At 70.2% G+C, this 18,175-nt stretch carries 19 protein-coding genes; all 19 read left to right on the forward strand.

Annotated features, from left to right (window positions below; translation table 11 throughout):
- Positions 1-7: 7 nt before the first annotated feature.
- The 19 genes from efp (at position 8) to rpoZ (ending at position 18,149) form a co-directional block, all read left to right on the forward strand.
- Complete coding sequence (gene efp / locus RJQ01_RS08725; RefSeq protein ID WP_350476476.1) at positions 8-571, forward strand: elongation factor P; 564 nt, start codon at positions 8-10, stop codon at positions 569-571.
- A 4-nt stretch (positions 572-575) separates the two neighbouring features.
- Entirely contained in the window at positions 576-992 is a 417-nt protein-coding gene (gene nusB / locus RJQ01_RS08730; RefSeq protein ID WP_350476341.1) for a transcription antitermination factor NusB, read from the forward strand.
- Complete coding sequence (locus RJQ01_RS08735) at positions 989-1,675, forward strand: HAD family hydrolase (RefSeq protein WP_350476342.1); 687 nt, start codon at positions 989-991, stop codon at positions 1,673-1,675. Before nusB ends, RJQ01_RS08735 begins: the two co-directional genes overlap by 4 nt.
- Positions 1,676-1,816: 141 nt before the next feature.
- Complete coding sequence (gene phnD, locus RJQ01_RS08740) at positions 1,817-2,800, forward strand: phosphate/phosphite/phosphonate ABC transporter substrate-binding protein (protein WP_350476477.1); 984 nt, start codon at positions 1,817-1,819, stop codon at positions 2,798-2,800.
- A gap of 80 nt (positions 2,801-2,880) precedes the next feature.
- Positions 2,881-3,732 carry a phosphonate ABC transporter ATP-binding protein gene (gene phnC / locus RJQ01_RS08745; RefSeq protein WP_350476343.1) on the forward strand — a complete coding sequence of 284 codons (852 nt, stop codon included), beginning with the start codon at positions 2,881-2,883 and terminating at the stop codon, positions 3,730-3,732.
- Entirely contained in the window at positions 3,729-4,535 is an 807-nt protein-coding gene (gene phnE / locus RJQ01_RS08750) for a phosphonate ABC transporter, permease protein PhnE (protein ID WP_350476344.1), read from the forward strand. The genes phnC and phnE (RJQ01_RS08750) overlap by 4 nt, the downstream gene beginning before the upstream one ends.
- Positions 4,532-5,413: a phosphonate ABC transporter, permease protein PhnE gene (gene phnE, locus RJQ01_RS08755; RefSeq protein ID WP_350476345.1), complete on the forward strand. Its 882-nt coding sequence runs from the start codon at positions 4,532-4,534 to the stop codon at positions 5,411-5,413. Before phnE (RJQ01_RS08750) ends, phnE (RJQ01_RS08755) begins: the two co-directional genes overlap by 4 nt.
- Before the next feature lie 102 nt (positions 5,414-5,515).
- A complete protein-coding gene (locus tag RJQ01_RS08760; protein WP_350476346.1) occupies positions 5,516-6,331 on the forward strand; it encodes an ABC transporter ATP-binding protein in 816 nt (271 codons plus the stop codon).
- A gap of 56 nt (positions 6,332-6,387) precedes the next feature.
- Entirely contained in the window at positions 6,388-7,416 is a 1,029-nt protein-coding gene (locus RJQ01_RS08765) for an aliphatic sulfonate ABC transporter substrate-binding protein (protein WP_350476347.1), read from the forward strand.
- Complete coding sequence (locus RJQ01_RS08770; RefSeq protein WP_350476348.1) at positions 7,416-8,330, forward strand: ABC transporter permease; 915 nt, start codon at positions 7,416-7,418, stop codon at positions 8,328-8,330. Before RJQ01_RS08765 ends, RJQ01_RS08770 begins: the two co-directional genes overlap by 1 nt.
- Positions 8,331-8,397: 67 nt before the next feature.
- Entirely contained in the window at positions 8,398-8,928 is a 531-nt protein-coding gene (gene pyrR / locus RJQ01_RS08775; protein ID WP_350476349.1) for a bifunctional pyr operon transcriptional regulator/uracil phosphoribosyltransferase PyrR, read from the forward strand.
- A complete protein-coding gene (locus tag RJQ01_RS08780) occupies positions 8,925-9,878 on the forward strand; it encodes an aspartate carbamoyltransferase catalytic subunit (RefSeq protein WP_350476350.1) in 954 nt (317 codons plus the stop codon). The genes pyrR and RJQ01_RS08780 overlap by 4 nt, the downstream gene beginning before the upstream one ends.
- The gene (locus tag RJQ01_RS08785) at positions 9,872-11,194 is read left to right on the forward strand and encodes a dihydroorotase (RefSeq protein WP_350476478.1); all 1,323 of its coding nucleotides are present in this window, start codon (positions 9,872-9,874) and stop codon (positions 11,192-11,194) included. Before RJQ01_RS08780 ends, RJQ01_RS08785 begins: the two co-directional genes overlap by 7 nt.
- 1 nt (position 11,195) lies before the next feature.
- Positions 11,196-11,705, forward strand: coding sequence for a PH-like domain-containing protein (locus RJQ01_RS08790; RefSeq protein WP_350476351.1), 510 nt, complete (start codon positions 11,196-11,198; stop codon positions 11,703-11,705).
- Positions 11,702-12,847, forward strand: coding sequence for a glutamine-hydrolyzing carbamoyl-phosphate synthase small subunit (gene carA / locus RJQ01_RS08795; RefSeq protein WP_350476352.1), 1,146 nt, complete (start codon positions 11,702-11,704; stop codon positions 12,845-12,847). Before RJQ01_RS08790 ends, carA begins: the two co-directional genes overlap by 4 nt.
- A complete protein-coding gene (carB, locus tag RJQ01_RS08800) occupies positions 12,847-16,143 on the forward strand; it encodes a carbamoyl-phosphate synthase large subunit (protein ID WP_350476353.1) in 3,297 nt (1,098 codons plus the stop codon). The genes carA and carB overlap by 1 nt, the downstream gene beginning before the upstream one ends.
- Positions 16,140-16,964, forward strand: coding sequence for an orotidine-5'-phosphate decarboxylase (gene pyrF / locus RJQ01_RS08805; protein ID WP_350476354.1), 825 nt, complete (start codon positions 16,140-16,142; stop codon positions 16,962-16,964). Before carB ends, pyrF begins: the two co-directional genes overlap by 4 nt.
- 5 nt (positions 16,965-16,969) lie before the next feature.
- Positions 16,970-17,860, forward strand: a complete 891-nt coding sequence (gmk, locus tag RJQ01_RS08810; protein WP_350476479.1) for a guanylate kinase — start codon at positions 16,970-16,972, stop codon at positions 17,858-17,860.
- Between the two features lie 31 nt (positions 17,861-17,891).
- Positions 17,892-18,149: a DNA-directed RNA polymerase subunit omega gene (rpoZ, locus tag RJQ01_RS08815; RefSeq protein WP_152582874.1), complete on the forward strand. Its 258-nt coding sequence runs from the start codon at positions 17,892-17,894 to the stop codon at positions 18,147-18,149.
- Positions 18,150-18,175: the final 26 nt, after the last annotated feature.

Below are 18,175 nucleotides of genomic sequence, written 5' to 3' on the forward strand. Positions count from 1 at the left end.
CGGCCTCATGGCGACGACCAACGACATCAAGAACGGCAGCGTGCTCAACCTCGACGGTCAGCTATGGGCCGTCATCGAGTTCCAGCACGTCAAGCCCGGCAAGGGTGGCGCCTTCGTGCGCACCAAGCTCAAGAACGTGACGAGCGGCAAGGTCGTCGACAAGACCTTCAACGCGGGAACCAAGATCGACTTCGCCAACGTCGATCGCCGCGACTACCAGTACCTGTACCAGGACGGCGCCGACTTCGTCTTCATGGACACGACGGACTACGACCAGGTCACCGTGCCGGGCTCGGTCGTCGGGGACGCCGCGCACTTCATGCTCGAGAACCAGCAGGTCACCATCGCCATGCACGATGGGCTGCCGCTCTACCTCGACCTGCCGGCGTCGGTCGTGCTCGAGGTCACCTACACGGAGCCGGGGCTGCAGGGTGACCGCTCGACGGGCGGCACCAAGCCCGCGACGCTCGAGACCGGCTACGAGATCCAGGTGCCGCTCTTCCTCGAGACGGGCACGAAGGTGAAGGTCGACACGCGCTCGGGCGACTACCTCGGCCGCGTGAACGAGTAGCGGTATGGGCGCACGCACCAAGGCGCGCAAGCGCGCCCTGGACATGCTGTACGTCGCCGACGTCCGCCAGGTGGCCCTGCAGGAGGTGCTCGACGAGGAGGCGCGACGCGCGATCGCGCAGCCCCAGAGGGCGTCGAGCTGGCCGTACGCCGAGCAGATCGTGCGCGGCGTGATCGAGCACCAGCGGGAGCTGGATGCCGAGCTGGAGTCGCGCGCGGTGGGTTGGACGCTCGCGCGCATGCCCGTCGTGGACCGCGCGATCCTGCGCCTGGCCACGTGGGAGCTGCGGCACAACCCCGAAGTCCCCACCCCTGTCGTCATCGCGGAGGCGCTCGAGTTCGCCACGGTGCTCTCCACCGAGGAGTCGGCCTCCTTCGTCAACGGCGTGCTCGGTGCGGTCGCGGAGTCCCGCCGGGTGTGACGCGCGACCTGATCATCCTCGACTTCGACGGCACGGTCTGCCTCGGCGACGCCCCCGTGCTGGCGTACGCCGTCGAGGTGGCCCGGGCTGTCGGCGAGCCGGAGTCGGGCATCCTCACCCCGCTGGAGGCCTTTCTCAGCGGAGAGGCACGCGGCCTGCTCGCCGGGTGCGCTGACGGCTACAGCGCGGTCGCCCGCTGGGCCGGAGCTCACGGCCTCGAGCCCCGCCAGATGGGCGCGGCGTACCACGCCTCCCGCGAGGCGCTCGAGTCCGGAGCCGTCGATGTCCGCACACCCGTCGGCCTCGAGGACTTCCTGCAGGGCTTCGACGACTGGGAGAGGGTGCTCGTGACGAACGCGCCGACGGCCGGCACCGAGCTTCTGGTCGAGCGGCTGGGCCTCGCGCCGCTGCTCGACCGCGTGATCGGCGACGCCGGGAAGCCCGACGGGCTGCGTCGCTTCATCGCCCCGGGCTCCGACGGCGATCCCCGCCTTCGGGGTCGAATCCTCTCGATCGGCGACATCTGGCGCAACGATCTCGAGCCGGTCGCGCACGCCGCGACGACGGCTCTCATCGAGCGGCATCCGCAACCGGATGCCCGGCCGACATTCCGTGCGGCGCGCATCGAAGAGCTCTACGGCCGAATCGCTCACTGGCGCGCATCCCCGACGACACGCGCGTGAACAGCACGTAAATTTCGACGGACGAAGGACGGGCGGGGGTACGCGGGCGTCGTCGACGACGTAGCCTCGCTGTGACGTGGCGGTTGCGCCGCCCTCGTCACGCCTGCATTCATCCATCACGAGGAGTCCACTGTGAAGACCATGACCCGCCGTCTCGGGGCGATCGCCGCCGCGTCGGCCCTCGCGCTCGGCCTCGCCGCGTGCGCCCCCACGACCGACGAGCCGACCGACACCGACGGAGCCGCCTCGGAGTGGCCCGAAGAGCTCGTGCTCGGCCTCGTCCCCTCGCAGGAGGTCGACCAGCTCGTGCTCGACGCCGGGGTGCTCGGCGAGCTGCTGGGCGAGGAGCTCGGCATTCCCGTGCGCGCCGAGGTCACCGACAGCTACAACGCCCTCGTCGTGGCGATGCAGTCCGGCCAGGCGCAGATTGGCATGTTCGGCCCCATCGCTCTCGTGCAGGCCGCTGACCAGGCCGGCGCGGAGCCCATCCTGCAGTCGGTGCGCTTCGGCTCGAGCACCTACGCGACGCAGTGGTTCACGAACGACCCCGATCGCTTCTGCGAGACCGAGGTCGTGCTCGACGAGGACGGCTTCGGCTACTGCAACGGCGTGCTCGACGCCGAGGTCGGCGACCCGGTCGGTCAGAGCGCGATCGAGCTCATCGAGCAGGACGAGGCCATCTCGTTCGTCGATGAGGGCTCGGCCTCCGGCTACTACTACCCGGCCACCCAGCTGGAGGACGCTGGGCTCGACCCCTTCGACCTGAGCGGCGCCTTCTTCGCCGGCGGGCACCCAAACTCGGTGCTCTCGGTGGCGCGCGGCGACGCGACGGTGGGCGTGAGCTTCACCGACGCGCGCGGCAACGTGGTCGAGGAGCTGCCGACCGTGGGTGAGGACGTCATCGTGTTCGCCCTCTCCACGGCGATCCCCAACGACGGCGTCGCCGTCGCGGGCGACCTGCCCACGGACCTGAAGGACGCGATCGAGGCCGCCTTCCTCGCGCTCCTCGAGAGCGACGAGGGGCTCGCCGCCCTCGACGCGGTCTACAGCATCGAGGGTCTCGTGCCGGCCGACCTGGACGCGCTCGACGCGGCCCGTCAGGTCGAGGCCAACTTCGGCGAGTAGTACCGTCGAGGGGGTCGGGGCTGCGCCCCGGCCCCCTCGTGCATCCTCGTGCGCCCTGGCAGCCTGACGAAAGCAGCCCCGTGATCTCCTTCCGCGACGTGACCGTCACCTATCCCGGAGGCACCGTCGGTCTCGACGGCGTGACGCTCGACATCGATCCGGGGGAGTTCGTCGTCGTCGTCGGCCTGTCGGGTGCCGGCAAGTCGACGCTCGTGCGCTCGATCAACGGGCTCGTGCCGGTCACCGGCGGGCAGCTTCTCGTCGACGGCGTGCACGTCGACGGCGCGAAGCCCGTGCAGCTGCGGCGCTTGCGCTCGCGCATCGGCATGATCTTCCAGTCCTTCAACCTGGTCGGCCGCATCTCCGTCCTGCAGAACGTCCTCGTGGGTCGATTGCACGCGACGCCGCTCCTGCTCTCCCTTGTCGGCTACTTCCGTCCAGCGGATCGGGAGAGGGCCTTCCAGGCGCTCGAGCGCGTCGGCATCGTGGAGAAGGCCTACGTGCGCGCCTCCCAGCTCTCCGGCGGGCAGCAGCAGCGCGTCGCGATCGCGCGCGTGCTCGCCCAGGACTCGACGGTGATCCTCGCGGACGAGCCAGTCGCCTCGCTCGACCCGCCCACGGCGCACATGGTCATGCGCGACCTCGAGCGCATCAACGACGAGCTCGGCATCACGACCATCGTCAACCTGCACTTCCTCGACCTCGCGCGTCGCTACGCGGACCGCATCATCGGCATGAGGGACGGTCGCGTGGTATTCGACGGCACTCCCGCCGAGGCCGATGACGCGGTGTTCGAGGAGATCTATGGACGCTCGCTCACGGCCGAGGACGTCCTCTCCGCCGAAGAGGAGGCCGCGCAGCAGGAGGCCGCTCAGAAGGCTTCCGCCTCCGGGGGCGAGACGGAGCCGACGCGCAAGGCGACGCGGGCGTGACCACGACCTCGGCGGCGCGCGCCACCGCGGCGCGACCGGCTCGCCCGCGGCCGCGGCCGGGCACCTACATCGCGATCCTCGCGGTGCTCGCCATCACGGTGTGGGCGGGGCTCGGCATCGAGTTCGATCTGACGCCGCTGTGGACGGACCTGGGGCGCGGCTGGTTCATCATCCAGGAGTTCCTCGCGCCCAACTGGTCGTACATCGAGCGCACGATCGGCCCGTTCATCGAGACGCTCTCCATCGCGGTCCTCGCGACGCTCGCGGGGTGCGTCATCGGCCTCGGCATGTCGCTGCTCGCCTCGCGAGTGACGACCTCGAACCCCGTCCTGTACCGCGCCGCGAAGCTCTTCCTCTCGGTCGTGCGGTCGCTGCCCGACGTCGGCTACGGGCTGCTGTTCTTCGCCCTCGTGGGGGCCGGCTCCCTCGCCGGCATCCTCGCCCTCATCATGTTCAACATCGGCATCATCGCCAAGCTCACCTCCGAGACGATCGACGCGGTGGACCGCGGTCCGCTCGAGGCCGCCGACGCGGCCGGCGCCTCCTCGCTGCAGCGGGCGCGCTTCGCGGTCGTCCCCATGATTCTGCCCAACTACCTCTCGTACTGCCTCTACGTGTTCGAGCTCAACATCCGCGCCTCGGTCGTCATCGGCATCGTCGGCGGCGGCGGCATCGGCTCCTCGATCAGCGTGGAGTTCGCGCGGTTCAATTACGCGAACGTCTCCGCGATCGTCGTGCTGCTCATCGTCGTGGTGTTCCTCATCGACTTGCTCTCGCAGTCCCTGCGCCGGAGGCTCACATGAGTGCGAGCATCCCCTCGTCGCCGGCGACGCGCCGAGGTGCCGCCCCGCGGCCGAGCGCCCCGAGCCGCCTGCGCTACACGCTCACGCAGCTCGGAGTGCTCGCGCTCGTGATCGTGTGCCTCGTGCTCGTCGACGCGAACTGGGCCAGACTGCTCGAGGCGCCCGCGCTCTCGCTCAACTACGGCGGGCTCATGGTGCAGGGCGTCGTGCAGAACCCGTTCAGCGAGCCGTACAGCCAGTACTGGATGGACGCGATCCTCCTCATGCTCGAGTCTCTCCAGATCGCCTGGATCGGCACCGTCATCGGGGCGCTGTTCTCGTTCCCCATCGGCTTCCTCGCCGCCTCGAATGTCTCTCCGCGCGGCGTCGTGATCGCGACCCGGCAGATCCTGAACATCATCAGGGCCGTGCCGGAGCTCGTGCTCGCGATCGCCATCATGCTGCCGATCTTCGGCCTGGGGCCGCTCGCCGGGGCTCTCGCGATCGGGGTCGGCTCGATCGGCACGCTCGGCAAGCTCACGAGCGAGGCCATCGAGGCAGTGCCCACCGGGCCGGGCGAGGCGACGCGCTCGAGCGGGGCCCGCACCCTGCAGACGCTCCGCTGGGCGGTCACGCCGCAGATCCTCCCGGAGGTCATCGCCTTCTGGCTCTACCGGTTCGAGATCAACATCCGCGCGAGCGCCATCCTGGGCATCCTCGGCGCCGGAGGAGTCGGCTCGCTCTTGGCGCAGGTGTTCGAACGGCGGGACTGGGAGCGCATCGGCATCACGCTCACCGTCATCATCGTCGTGACCGTCATCGTCGATCAGATTTCGGGCGCCGTGCGCCATCGCGTCATCTCCGGCGTGCCGGTGACGGGGGCGAAGGCGATCGTCTAGCAACGATGGCCCGAACGCCGGTGTGTGACGTTGTGTTGCACTCCGTGTCGCACTGTGTCGTCGGCGTTTGGGCCGCCTGAGGGCCGCTCGTACGGTGGGGTCATGTCCTTGAGCGCACCCTCGACCGTCACGGAGACGCCGGCCCTGCCCGTCGGGCTCCACGGCGTCGGTCGCACGTTCCCCGGGTCGCGCGGCGAGGCGGACCGCGTCGTGCTCCGCGACATCGACATGCGCATCGCGCCCGGCGAGATCGTGGCGCTCCTGGGCCCCTCGGGCTGCGGCAAGTCGACGCTCCTGCGTCAGATTAGCGGCCTCGACCGCCCCACCTCCGGCTCGCTCACGATCGAGCACACCCCCATCGCGGTCGCCGACCAGCGTTGCGCCGTCGCGTTCCAGGAGCCCCGCCTGCTGCCGTGGCGCACGGTGCGCCGCAACATCGAGATCGGCCTGCCGCGCGGGGTGGACCGACGGCAGGGAGCCGCCCGAGTCTCCGAGCTGCTCGAGCTCGTCCAGCTGACGGACGCGGCCGCGCTCAAGCCCCGGGAGATCTCCGGGGGCATGGCGCAGCGGGCATCCCTCGCGCGGGCGCTCGCGCGCGGCCCTGGCGTGCTGCTGCTCGATGAGCCCTTCGGCGCCCTCGACGCGCTCACTCGCTTGACGATGCAGGACCTGCTCATCGACATCCACCGCGCCGAGCCCGCCACGATCGTGCTCGTCACGCACGATGTGGAGGAGGCGCTTGCGCTCGCGGATCGCGTCGTCCTGCTGGGCAGGCGCTTCGATCGCCCGGGGGCCACGATCGCCCGCATCGTCGATGTGCCGGGAGCACGCCCTCGCGACCGAGCGTCCACCGTGCTCGCGCGCCTGCGGGCCGAGCTGCTGGACGCGCTCGGCGTTCCCAGCCACCACGATTCCTGACCGCACCACCACCACCACGACCACCTCGCTCCACCGACCATCAACGAGAGGCAATCATGACCACCCGAACCCGTCTGACCGTGCTCACCGCGACACTCGCGGCGGCCGCGATGGCCATGACCGGGTGCGTGGCCGGAGAGGGCGCCACCTCGGGGTCGACCTCCGAGGGGTCGACCTGGTCCAAGGACACCCTGACCGTCGACTTCGCCACGTACAACCCGCTGAGTCTCATCATCAAGGACCAGGGCTGGCTCGAGAGCGAGCTCGGCGACGAGGTCGCCGTCACGTGGGTGCAGTCGGCCGGCTCGAACAAGGCGAACGAGGGACTGCGCGCCAATGCGCTCGACGTCGGATCGACAGCGGGTTCCGCCGCGCTGCTCGCTCGCGCCAACGGCAGCCCCATCAAGGTGATCGACGTCTACACCCAGCCCAACTGGTCGGCCCTGCTCGTGCCGACCGGCTCGGACATCACCGAGGTCACCGATCTCGCGGGCCGCAACGTCGCCGCGACGAAGGGAACCGACCCGTACTTCTTCCTCCTGCAGGCGCTCGGCGAGGCCGGGCTCTCGCTCGAGGACATCTCGCTGCAGAACCTGCAGCACGCCGATGGGCGAGGTGCCCTCGAGACCGGTGCCGTCGACGCGTGGGCCGGTCTCGACCCCATGCTCTCGACGTCGATCTACAACGGCACCGCCGAGATCATCTACGACAATGTCTCGTTCAACTCCTACGGCTTCCTCAACGCGAGCGAGGACTTCATCGAGAACCACGCCGACCTGGCGCAGCTCATCGTGAACGCGTACGAGAAGGCCCGCCAGTGGGCGCTCGACAACCCGGAGGAGACGGCGGCGATCCTCGCCGAGGTCGCGGGCATCGAGCTGCCCATCGCGGAGGCGACGATCGAGCGCACGGTCATCGACATCGACCCCGTCCCGGGCGAGGAGCACCGCGCGGTGCTCGCGGTCATCGGACCGATCTTCGTCGAGAGCGGCGACGTGTCGAACCAGCAGCTCATCGACGACGCGCTCGACTCGCTCTTCTACCCCGATTTCGTGCGCGCAGCAGACCCGAGCGCGATCGGCTGATGAGCTTCGACGAACGCGGAGTCGCCAGCCTCCCCGCCGCCGCCCGCCCTTCTTCGGAGGAGCAGGCGGCGGCGCCGCGGCGCGCCGCATCGCTGCTCGGCTGGGCGGACTCGTTCGGGTTCTCGGCCGCGGGGAGCGCGGCCGACGACGGGGTCTCCGGTCGCGCCAGTGCGCGCTCGATCCTGCTCGGGCTGCTGCTGCCGGGCATCCTCGTCGCGGTCTGGTGGTCGGTCACGACATTCACCGACATCTCCGCCGTCATCCTGCCCTCGCCGGAGCAGGTCGTCCTCGCGGCCGTGGAGCTCGCCGAGAACGGCCTGCTGAGCACCTACATCCTCATCTCGCTGCAGCGCGTGCTGCTCGGCTTCGCGATCGGGGCGACCGTCGGGCTCGCCCTCGGGGCGCTCGTCGGGCTCTCCCGCATGGCCTCGCAGCTGCTGGGGCCCACGCTCGGCGCCCTGCGCGCCGTTCCCTCGCTGGCCTGGGTGCCGCTGCTCATCATCTACCTCGGTATCTTCGAGGAGTCGAAGGTGACGCTCATCGCCATCGGAGCGGCCTTCCCCGTGTTCACGACGGTCGCCGGCGCGCTGCGCCACGTCGATCCCCAGCTCGTCGAGGCGGGACGAGCCTTCGGCCTGGGTCACGGGCGCCTGCTCGCGATCGTGCAGCTGCCCGCAGTCGTGCCGTCGATCGTCTCGGGGTTGCGGCTCGCGCTCGCGCAGGCGTGGCTCTTCCTCGTGGCCGCCGAGCTCATCGCCTCCTCGATGGGGCTCGGCTTCCTGCTCACCGACTCGCAGTACAACGGCCGCGTCGACCGCATCTTCCTCGCGATCATCCTGCTCGCCGTGCTCGGCAAGACCTCCGACGCCATCATCGGGCTCGGCGAGCGCGCCCTGCTCAAGCGGTGGGGGTAGCGCCGCTAGACTGAGGCCGTTCGACGTCCTTTAAGAACCGTCCCGTGAGGCGGGGAAGGAGGTCACGGTGGTCGCACGTCCCGTGCTGCACGGCCCTGACATCACGCGCGCTCTGCGCCGCATCGCCCACGAGGTTCTCGAGTCCCGGCGCGGCGAGGGCAGGCTCGTCTTCCTCGGCATCCCGACCCGCGGTGTCGCGCTCGCGACGCGCCTGCAGGCGATCGTCGAGGAGATCGAGCCCGGCACCTCGAGCAGCGGCGCGCTCGACATCACTCTCTACCGCGACGACCTTGCGCGCACCCCCACGCGCGCTCCCGCCCCCACGCGCATTCCCGCCGAGGGCATCGACGACGCGATCGTCGTGCTCGTGGACGACGTGCTCTACTCGGGGCGCACGATCCGCGCCGCACTCGACGCCCTCGCCGACCACGGTCGGCCGCGCGCCGTGCGCCTCGCCGTTCTCGTCGACCGCGGGCACCGAGAGCTACCGATCCGCGCCGACTTCGTCGGCAAGAACCTGCCATCGTCGACGAGCGAGCGCGTCTCGGTGAGGCTCGAGGAGTTCGACGGCGCCGACGAGGTCGTGATCGAGCCGTGAAGCACCTGCTGAGCACGCGCGAGATCGATCGCGGCACGGCCGTGCGCATCCTCGACACGGCGCTGGAGATGTCGCGCACCGCCGATCGGGCCGTGCGCAAGCTGCCGACCCTGCGCGGCCGGACCGTCGTCAACCTGTTCTTCGAGGACTCCACGCGCACGCGCCTCTCCTTCGAGTCCGCCGCCAAGCGCTTGAGCGCCGACGTCATCACCTTCAGTGCGAAGGGCTCGAGCGTGTCGAAGGGCGAGGGCCTCAAGGACACCGCGCAGACGCTCGAGGCGATGGGGGCGGACGCCATCGTCGTGCGGCACGGGGTCTCCGGCGCCGCGGAGCTGCTCGCGCACGCGGGCTGGATTGACGCGACGATCATCAATGCGGGCGACGGCACGCACGAGCACCCCACCCAGGCGCTCCTCGATGCCTACACGATCCGCTCCCGGCGCTTCGGCGACGAGGCGCTCGGGCGTGATCTCGCGGGGATGCGCATCGTGATCGTCGGCGACATCCTGCACTCGCGCGTCGCGCGCTCCAACGTCTGGCTGCTCACGACGCTCGGCGCGCACGTGCATCTCGTCGCACCGCGCACCCTGCTGCCGAGCGGGATCGCCACGTGGCCGGTCACGGTGCACGAGAGCCTGGACGAGGCACTCGAGACCGCGCCGGACGCGGTCATGATGCTGCGCATCCAGAGCGAACGCATGCACGACGCCTACTTCCCCTCGGCACGCGAGTACGCGCGCGAATGGGGCCTCTCTGCCGAACGGGCGGCGAGGCTCGGCCCCGATACGATGGTCATGCACCCCGGGCCGATGAACCGGGGGCTCGAGATCTCGTCGGTCGCCGCCGACTCGCCTGCGTCGACCGTGCTCGACCAGGTGTCGAACGGGGTCTTCATCCGCATGGCCGTGCTGTACCTGCTCGTGGCCGGAGAATCGCAGGAGGAATCGTGACCAGCATTCTCGTGCGCGGCGCCGCGATCCTCGGGGGAGAGCGGGAGGACCTGCGCATCCGCGACGGCGAGATCGCTTCCCGGGGCTCTCTCACGGCCGAGCGGGGCGAGACGGTGATCGACGCCGACGGTCTCGTGGCGCTCCCCGGCCTGGTCGACCTCCACACGCATCTTCGGGAGCCCGGCTTCGAGGCGAGCGAGACCGTGCTGACGGGCACTCGGGCGGCCGCTGCGGGCGGCTTCACCGCCGTGCACGCGATGGCCAACACCTCGCCCGTGGCAGACACGGCCGGCGTGGTCGAGCAGGTGGCGCGCCTCGGAGACGAGCACGGCTACGCGACCGTGCGGCCGATCGGGGCCGTCACGGTCGGGCTTGCGGGGCAGCGCCTCGCTGAGATCGGGGCGATGGCGCGTTCGCGTGCGGCCGTGCGCGTCTTCAGCGACGACGGACTGTGCGTGGCCGACCCGCTCCTGATGCGCCGCGCGCTCGAGTACGTCGCGACCTTCGGCGGAGTCATCGCCCAGCACGCGCAGGAGCCCCGCCTCACGGAGGGGGCGCAGATGAACGAGGGGGCGCTCTCCGGTGAGCTGGGCCTGGCCGGCTGGCCGGCCGTCGCCGAGGAGGCGATCATCGCGCGGGATGTCCTGCTCGCCGAGCACGTCGGTGCGCGCCTGCACGTGTGCCACGTCTCGACCGCTGGCTCTGTTGACATCGTCCGATGGGCGAAAGCGCGCGGCATCGCCGTGACCGCCGAGGTGACCCCCCATCACCTGTTGCTCACCGAGGAGCTCGCGCGCGGCTACGACGCGCGATTCAAGGTCAACCCGCCCCTGCGCCGCGATGAGGACGTGCAGGCGCTGCGCGCGGCTCTCGCCGACGGAACGATCGACATCGTGGCGACGGACCACGCACCGCATCCAAGCGAGGCGAAGGAGTGCGCCTGGGCCGAGGCCGCCTTCGGCATGGTCGGGTTGGAGTCTGCCCTCAGCGTCGTGCAGCTCACGATGGTCGCGTCGGGCCTGCTCGACTGGGCCGATGTCGCGCGCGTGCTCTCTCAGACTCCCGCCCGCATCGGCCAGCTCGAGGGGTACGGCGCACCCCTCGCGATCGGATCGACCGCGCACGTCGCCCTCGTCGACCCGGTCGCGACACGCCAGTGGTCGACGGCCGACCTGCGCGGCCGCAGCAGCAACACCCCCTACGCCGGGCGCGAGCTGCCGGGACGCGTCGTGGCGACCATCCACGCGGGAGCGATCACCGTCTCCGACGGCCAGCTCGCCGACCCCGCCACCCTCGGCACAGGGGAGAGGAGCTGACATGGAGAGGCTGCTCCCCGCCGCGATCATCGTCGCCGTGCTCATGGTGCTGCTCGCACTCATGCTGCTGGGCTGGCGCCGTCGAGCGCGCTCGCAGGCGGAGCTGCCCCGCCCGGCTGCCCCGCCGGCGTCCCTCGGCGAGCCGCTGTGGCGGGGCGACGGCTTGTACGTCGCGACGACGCGCGGCGGCGATCAGCTCGACCGCATCACCGTACATGGTCTCGGGTTTCGCGCGAGATGCGCGATCGCCGTGCATCCCGAGGGCATCGTGCTCTCCCTGCGCGGCAACGATGACGTGTTCGTCCCCGGAGGATCCCTCCGTGCCGCCGGGCGCGCTACCTGGGCGATCGACCGCGTGGTCGAGCCCGGCGGCCTCGTCGTGCTGGACTGGATGCTCGACGAGCTGCCCGTCGACAGCTACCTGCGTCTGAGCCCCGAGAGCAGCCGTGCGATGCTCGACGCCACCACGACCGTTCTCACCCCTGCCACCCCTGAAGGAAGCCCCGAGTGACTCACGCACCCGCCGTCCTCGTCCTGGAAGACGGAACCCGCTACGACGGCCGCGCCTACGGCGCCCAGGGCCGAACGCTCGGCGAGGCCGTCTTCGCCACCGGCATGAGTGGGTACCAGGAGACGCTCACCGACCCGAGCTACGCCGGGCAGATCGTCGTCATGACCGCCCCGCACATCGGCAACACGGGCATGAACGATGAGGATGTCGAATCGCGGCGCATCTGGGTCGACGGCTTCGTCGTGCGCGATCCCTCCCGCGTCGTCTCGAATCATCGGGCGACCCGCAGCCTCGACGACGACCTCGTCGCGCACGGGGTCGTGGGCATCAGCGGCATCGACACGCGCTCTGTCACCCGCCGCCTGCGTGACGCCGGGGTGATGAGGGCCGGCATCTTCTCCGGAGAGGACGCCGTGCTCGACGCTGCCGAGCAACTCGCCCTCGTGCGAGAGTCGGCCGGCATGCTCGGCCGCAACCTCTCGAGCGAGGTCTCCGTCGCCGCGGCGACCGTGCTGCCCGCGGAAGGGGACACGATCGGCAGGCTCGCCGTGCTCGACCTCGGCGTCAAGGAGTCGACACTGCGCCAGCTCGCCGCGCGCGGCTTCGAGGTTCACGTGCTGCCGCAGTCGACGACCCTGGCCGAGATGCTCGCGCTCGAGCCCGCGGCCGTCTTCTACTCGAACGGCCCCGGCGACCCCGCGGCGAGCGACGCCCACGTCGAGCTGCTCCAGGGGGTCCTGCGCGAGGGGCTGCCGTTCTTCGGCATCTGCTTCGGCAACCAGCTCCTCGGGCGCGCCCTCGGCTTCGGCACCTACAAGCTGCCGTTCGGGCACCGGGGCATCAACCAGCCCGTCCTCGACCGTCAGTCCGGCCGCATCGAGATCACCGCCCACAACCACGGGTTCGCGGTCGATGCGCCCCGTGAGGGGATCGTCGAGAGCCCCGCCGGCTTTGGGCGCGTCGAGGTCAGCCACATCGGCCTGAACGACAACGTCGTCGAGGGATTGCGGGCCCTGGACATCCCCGCCTTCTCGGTGCAGTACCACCCCGAAGCGGCCGCCGGCCCGCACGACTCCACGTACCTGTTCGACCGCTTCCGCGAGCTCGTCCTCGCCGTGCAGAACTCGAAGGACACTCCGTAATGCCCAAGCGCGACGACATCCGCAGCGTTCTCGTCATCGGCTCCGGCCCCATCGTCATCGGGCAGGCCTGCGAGTTCGACTACTCCGGCACGCAGGCCTGCCGTGTGCTGCGCGAGGAGGGCATCCGCGTGATCCTCGTGAACTCGAACCCGGCGACCATCATGACCGACCCCGACTTCGCCGACGCGACGTACGTCGAGCCGATCAACCCGGAGGTGATCGAGGCGATCATCGCGAAGGAGCGCCCGGACGCCGTGCTGCCGACCCTCGGCGGCCAGACGGCGCTCAACGCGGCCATCGCGCTGCACGAACAGGGGATTCTCGAGAAGTACGACGTCGAGCTCATCGGCGCGTCGTTCGAGGCCATCCACAAGGCGGAGGATCGCCAGCTCTTCAAGGACCTCGTGATCGCGGCCGGTGCCGATGTGGCGCGCAGCCATATTGCGCGCACCGTGGCCGAGGCCGTCGACTTCGCCGAGGACCTGGGGTATCCGCTCGTGATCCGGCCCTCGTTCACCATGGGCGGCCTGGGCTCTGGCTTCGCGTACACCCGCCAGGAACTCGAGAGGATGGTCGCCGACGGACTGCACCAGTCGCCCACCACCGAGGTGCTGCTCGAGGAGTCGATCCTGGGGTGGAAGGAGTACGAGCTCGAGCTCATGCGCGACCATGCCGACAACACGGTCGTGGTCTGCTCGATCGAGAACGTCGACCCCGTCGGCGTGCACACGGGCGACTCGATCACGGTCGCGCCCGCACTGACCCTCACCGACCGCGAGTACCAGAACATGCGCGACGTGGGCCTGCAGATCATCCGCGACGTCGGCGTCGATACGGGCGGCTGCAACGTGCAGTTCGCCGTGGACCCCGCGACCGGGCGGCTCATCGTCATCGAGATGAACCCGCGCGTGTCGCGGTCGAGCGCTCTCGCCTCCAAAGCCACAGGCTTTCCCATCGCGAAGATCGCCGCGAAGCTCGCGATCGGCTACCGCCTCGACGAGATTCCCAACGACATCACCAGGGTCACACCGGCGAGCTTCGAGCCGACCCTCGACTACGTCGTCGTGAAGGTGCCGAGGTTCGCCTTCGAGAAGTTCCCGGGCGCCGACACGACGCTGACGACGACCATGAAGTCGGTCGGCGAGGCCATGGCGATCGGGCGCAACTACACCACCGCTCTGCAGAAGGCGCTGCGCAGTCTCGAGAAGCGGGGCAGCTCGTTCCACTGGGAAGGCGCCGCGGGTGACCCCGCGGCACTCCTGGCGCTCGCTGCCACCCCCACCGACGGGCGCATTGTGACGGTGCAGCAGGCCCTGCGCGCCGGGGCGAGCGTCGAGCAGGCCTTCACCGCCACGGGCATCGACCCGTGGTTCCTCGACCAGATGGTGCTCATCAACGAGATCGCCGAGGAGGTCGCCAGCGCAGGCGAGCTCACCGACACCCTGCTGCGCCGCGCGAAAGACCACGGCTTCAGCGACGCCCAGCTCGCCTCGTTGCGTGGCACGACCGAGACGGCCGTGCGCGCGCAGCGCCACGCGACAGGCCTGCGCCCCGTGTTCAAGACGGTCGACACGTGCGGCGGCGAGTTCCCCGCGCTCACGCCCTATCACTACTCCAGCTACGACCTCGAGACGGAAGTGATGCCGAGCGATGCGCGCAAGGTCGTCATTCTCGGATCGGGACCGAACCGCATCGGCCAGGGCATCGAGTTCGACTACAGCTGCGTGCACGCGAGCTTCGCCCTGCGCGACGCGGGCTTCGAGACGATCATGATCAACTGCAACCCGGAGACGGTCTCGACGGACTACGACACCTCCGATCGCCTCTATTTCGAGCCGCTGACGCTCGAGGATGTGCTCGAGATCATCCACGCCGAGTCGCAGTCCGGCGAGCTCGTCGGAGTGATCGTGCAGCTCGGTGGACAGACCGCTCTCGGGCTCGCCCACGGTCTCGCCGACGCCGGTGTGCCGATCCTCGGCACGACGCCCGACGCGATCGACCTCGCCGAAGAGCGCGGCGCGTTTTCGCGCATCCTCGACGCGGCGGAGCTGCACGCGCCCCGGAACGGCACGGCGATCGACGCCGCCTCGGCCGTCGTCGTGGCCGAGGAGATCGGCTACCCGGTGCTGGTGCGCCCGAGCTTCGTGCTCGGCGGGCGCGGGATGGAGATCGTCTACGACAGCCCTTCGCTGCTCGATTACTTCGAGCGCGTGCAGGATCAGGCCATCATCGGCCCCGCCCAGCCGCTGCTCGTCGACCGCTTCCTCGATGACGCGGTGGAGATCGACGTCGACGCCCTCTACGACGGCACCGAGCTGTACGTCGGCGGCATCATGGAGCACATCGAGGAGGCCGGCATCCACTCGGGAGACTCGGCGTGCACCCTGCCGCCGGTGACCCTCGGGCGCGACGTCATCGACAGGGTCGTGGAGGCGACGCGCCGCATCGCCCACGGCATCGGCGTGCAGGGCCTCATCAACGTGCAGTTCGCGATCGGCCAGGGGGTGCTCTACGTGCTCGAGGCGAACCCGCGCGCCTCGCGCACGGTGCCCTTCGTGTCGAAGGCGCTCGACATCCCGCTCGCGAAGGCGGCCTCGCTGCTCATGGCGGGATCGAGCATCCGCCACCTTGTCGGCAGCGGGCTCCTGCCGGCTCAGGATGGCTCGCGGGTGCCGATGGACTCGCCCGTCGCCGTCAAGGAGGCCGTGCTGCCGTTCAAGCGGTTCCGCACGAGCGAGGGCCGCATCGTCGACTCCGTGCTCGGGCCGGAGATGCGCTCCACGGGGGAGGTCATGGGCATCGACCGCGACTTCCCGCGAGCGTTCGCCAAGAGCCAGGACGCTGCCTACGGGGGGCTGCCCGACACCGGTGTCGTCTTCGTCTCGGTGGCCGATCGGGACAAGCGAAGCGTCATCCTGCCGGTCCTGCGCCTCATGCAGCTCGGGTTCACCATCTGGGCGACAGAGGGCACGGCGGAGGTGCTGGCGCGCTACGGCATCCCGGCGCGGGTCGTGCGCAAGTACTTTGAGGGAGCCGCGGTCGTGCCGGGGGCGGAGCGCTCGATCGTCGATCTCATCAACGACGGCGAGGTCGACATCGTCATCAACACGCCCAGCGGCCGCACGGCCCGTGCGGACGGCTTCGAGATCCGCACCGCGACGGTGGCGGCCGACAAGCCGTTGTTCACGACGATCGCCCAGGTCGGTGCGGCGGTTGCCTCCCTCGAGAGCGCGGGTGAGCCCGTCTCGGTGACGAGCCTGCAGGACTACGCTCTGGCGAGGCGGGCCCAGCGGTGACCTCGTTCGGCGAGCGACTGCGCAGCGCGGTCGACACGCACGGCCGACTGTGCCTCGGGCTCGATCCGCACGGCTCGCTGCTCGCCGAGTGGGGCCTGCCCGACAGCGCGGACGGCGCCCGCGAGCTCGCGCTGAGGGCCGTCGACGCCGCGCACGGTCGCGTCGGGGTGGTCAAGCCGCAGGTAGCGTTCTACGAGCGCTTCGGAGCCGCGGGGTACGCGGTGCTCGAGGAGGTCATCGGTCACGCGCGAGCGCAGGGTCTGCTCGTCATCGCCGACGCCAAGCGCGGTGATATCGGCTCGACGATGGCCGCCTACGGCTCTGCCTGGCTGGACCCCGCGTCGCCGCTGTGCGCCGACGCGATGACCGTCGTCGCCTACCAGGGTCTCGGCTCTGCCGCCCCGGTGATCGACCTCGCTCGCGAGCACGATCGAGGGGTCTTCATCCTGACCGCGACGTCGAACCCCGAGGCGCGAGACCTGCAGCAGTCGATCACCGGCACCGGTCGCACCGTGGCCGGTCAGCTTGCGCGGGATGTTGCGCTCAAGAACGCCGGAACGAGTGGATGGGGGATGCTCGGCGTGGTGATCGGCGCAACCGAGCCGATCACGCGGACCGGTATCGACCCGGTCCTCCTCGCGCACACGCCCGTCCTCGCCCCGGGCTTCGGCTTCCAGGGCGGCCGACTGACTGCCCTGCGGGAACTCTTCGGCCTCGCCGCCGACTCCGTTCTGGCCTCCGTCTCGCGCAGCGTGCTCGGGGCGGGGAGGGACGGCATGGCCGGGGCCCTCGACGCCCATCGGCAGGAGCTCGCAGCGTGACCGACATGCCCGAGGTCGATCGCGCGGCCGCGTCGCGTGCCGCTGTGAGCGCGCGACGCGCTCGCGCAGCGGTCAAGGAGGCCGTTCGCTCGGGAACGAGGAGCGCCCTCGAGGTCGCCGAGACCGCCTGGGACGACCCGGGGTCGCCGGAGAGCGGCCTGCGGGTGCGCGAGCTGCTGCAGGCGCTGCGGGGCCTGGGGCCGGCCCGGGCGAGCAGCGTGCTCGACGAGCTGGGTATCGCGGAGGTCAAGCGTCTCGGTGGCCTCGGAGCGCGTCAGCGGGTGCGGCTGCGGGAGTACCTCCGTGCGCGAGGATCCGGGGGGTTCCGCGGTCGGCTCGTGGTTCTTGCGGGGCCCACCGCGGTCGGCAAGGGGACGGTGTCGAGCTACATCCGCGAGCACTACCCCGAGGTGCTGCTCAGCGTCTCCGCCACGACACGAGCTCCGCGACCGGGCGAGATCGAGGGGGTGCACTACTTCTTCGTCGACGACGACACGTTCGACGGGATGATCGACCGCGGTGAGTTCCTCGAGTGGGCGACGGTGCACAATCAATCTCGATACGGCACACCGCGGCCGCCCGTGGAGGCGACCCTCTCGAGCGGCAGGAGCGTGCTGCTCGAGATCGATCTGCAGGGTGCGCGCCAGGTTCGCGCGGCGATGCCGGATGCGGTGCTCGTCTTCCTGCTGCCGCCGAGCTGGGATGAGCTCGTGCGTCGACTCGTCGGTCGCGGCACGGAGTCCTCGGCAGAGCAAGCGCGTCGGCTCGAGACGGCCCAGGTCGAGCTCGAGGCCCAGGGGGAGTTCGACGTGCACATCGTGAACGACGATGTGCGGCGAGCGGCTCGCGAGGTCGTAGACTTGCTGGCAGTGCCCGGTGGCGCCCCGCGCCCCTGACACGCCGACCACGACAGACCAGGAGCACCCCATGGCCGACAAGAACTCCGGCATCATCGAGCCGCCCATCGACGACCTGCTCTCGAAGGTCGACTCGAAGTACCAGCTCGTCATCTTCGCCGCGAAGCGAGCGCGTCAGATCAACGACTACTACGCCGACCTGCACGAGGGCAGCCTCTTCGACAACGTGGGCCCACTCGTCGACTCGACCGTGGACGACAAGCCGCTCTCGGTCGCCCTCCACGAGATCAACGAGGACAAGCTCGTCCTCACACGCCTCGCCGACTAGGTCGACGCCGGTGGCCGAGCCGCTCG

This window comes from Microcella sp. (assembly GCF_040286215.1).
GTDB lineage: Bacteria > Actinomycetota > Actinomycetes > Actinomycetales > Microbacteriaceae > Microcella.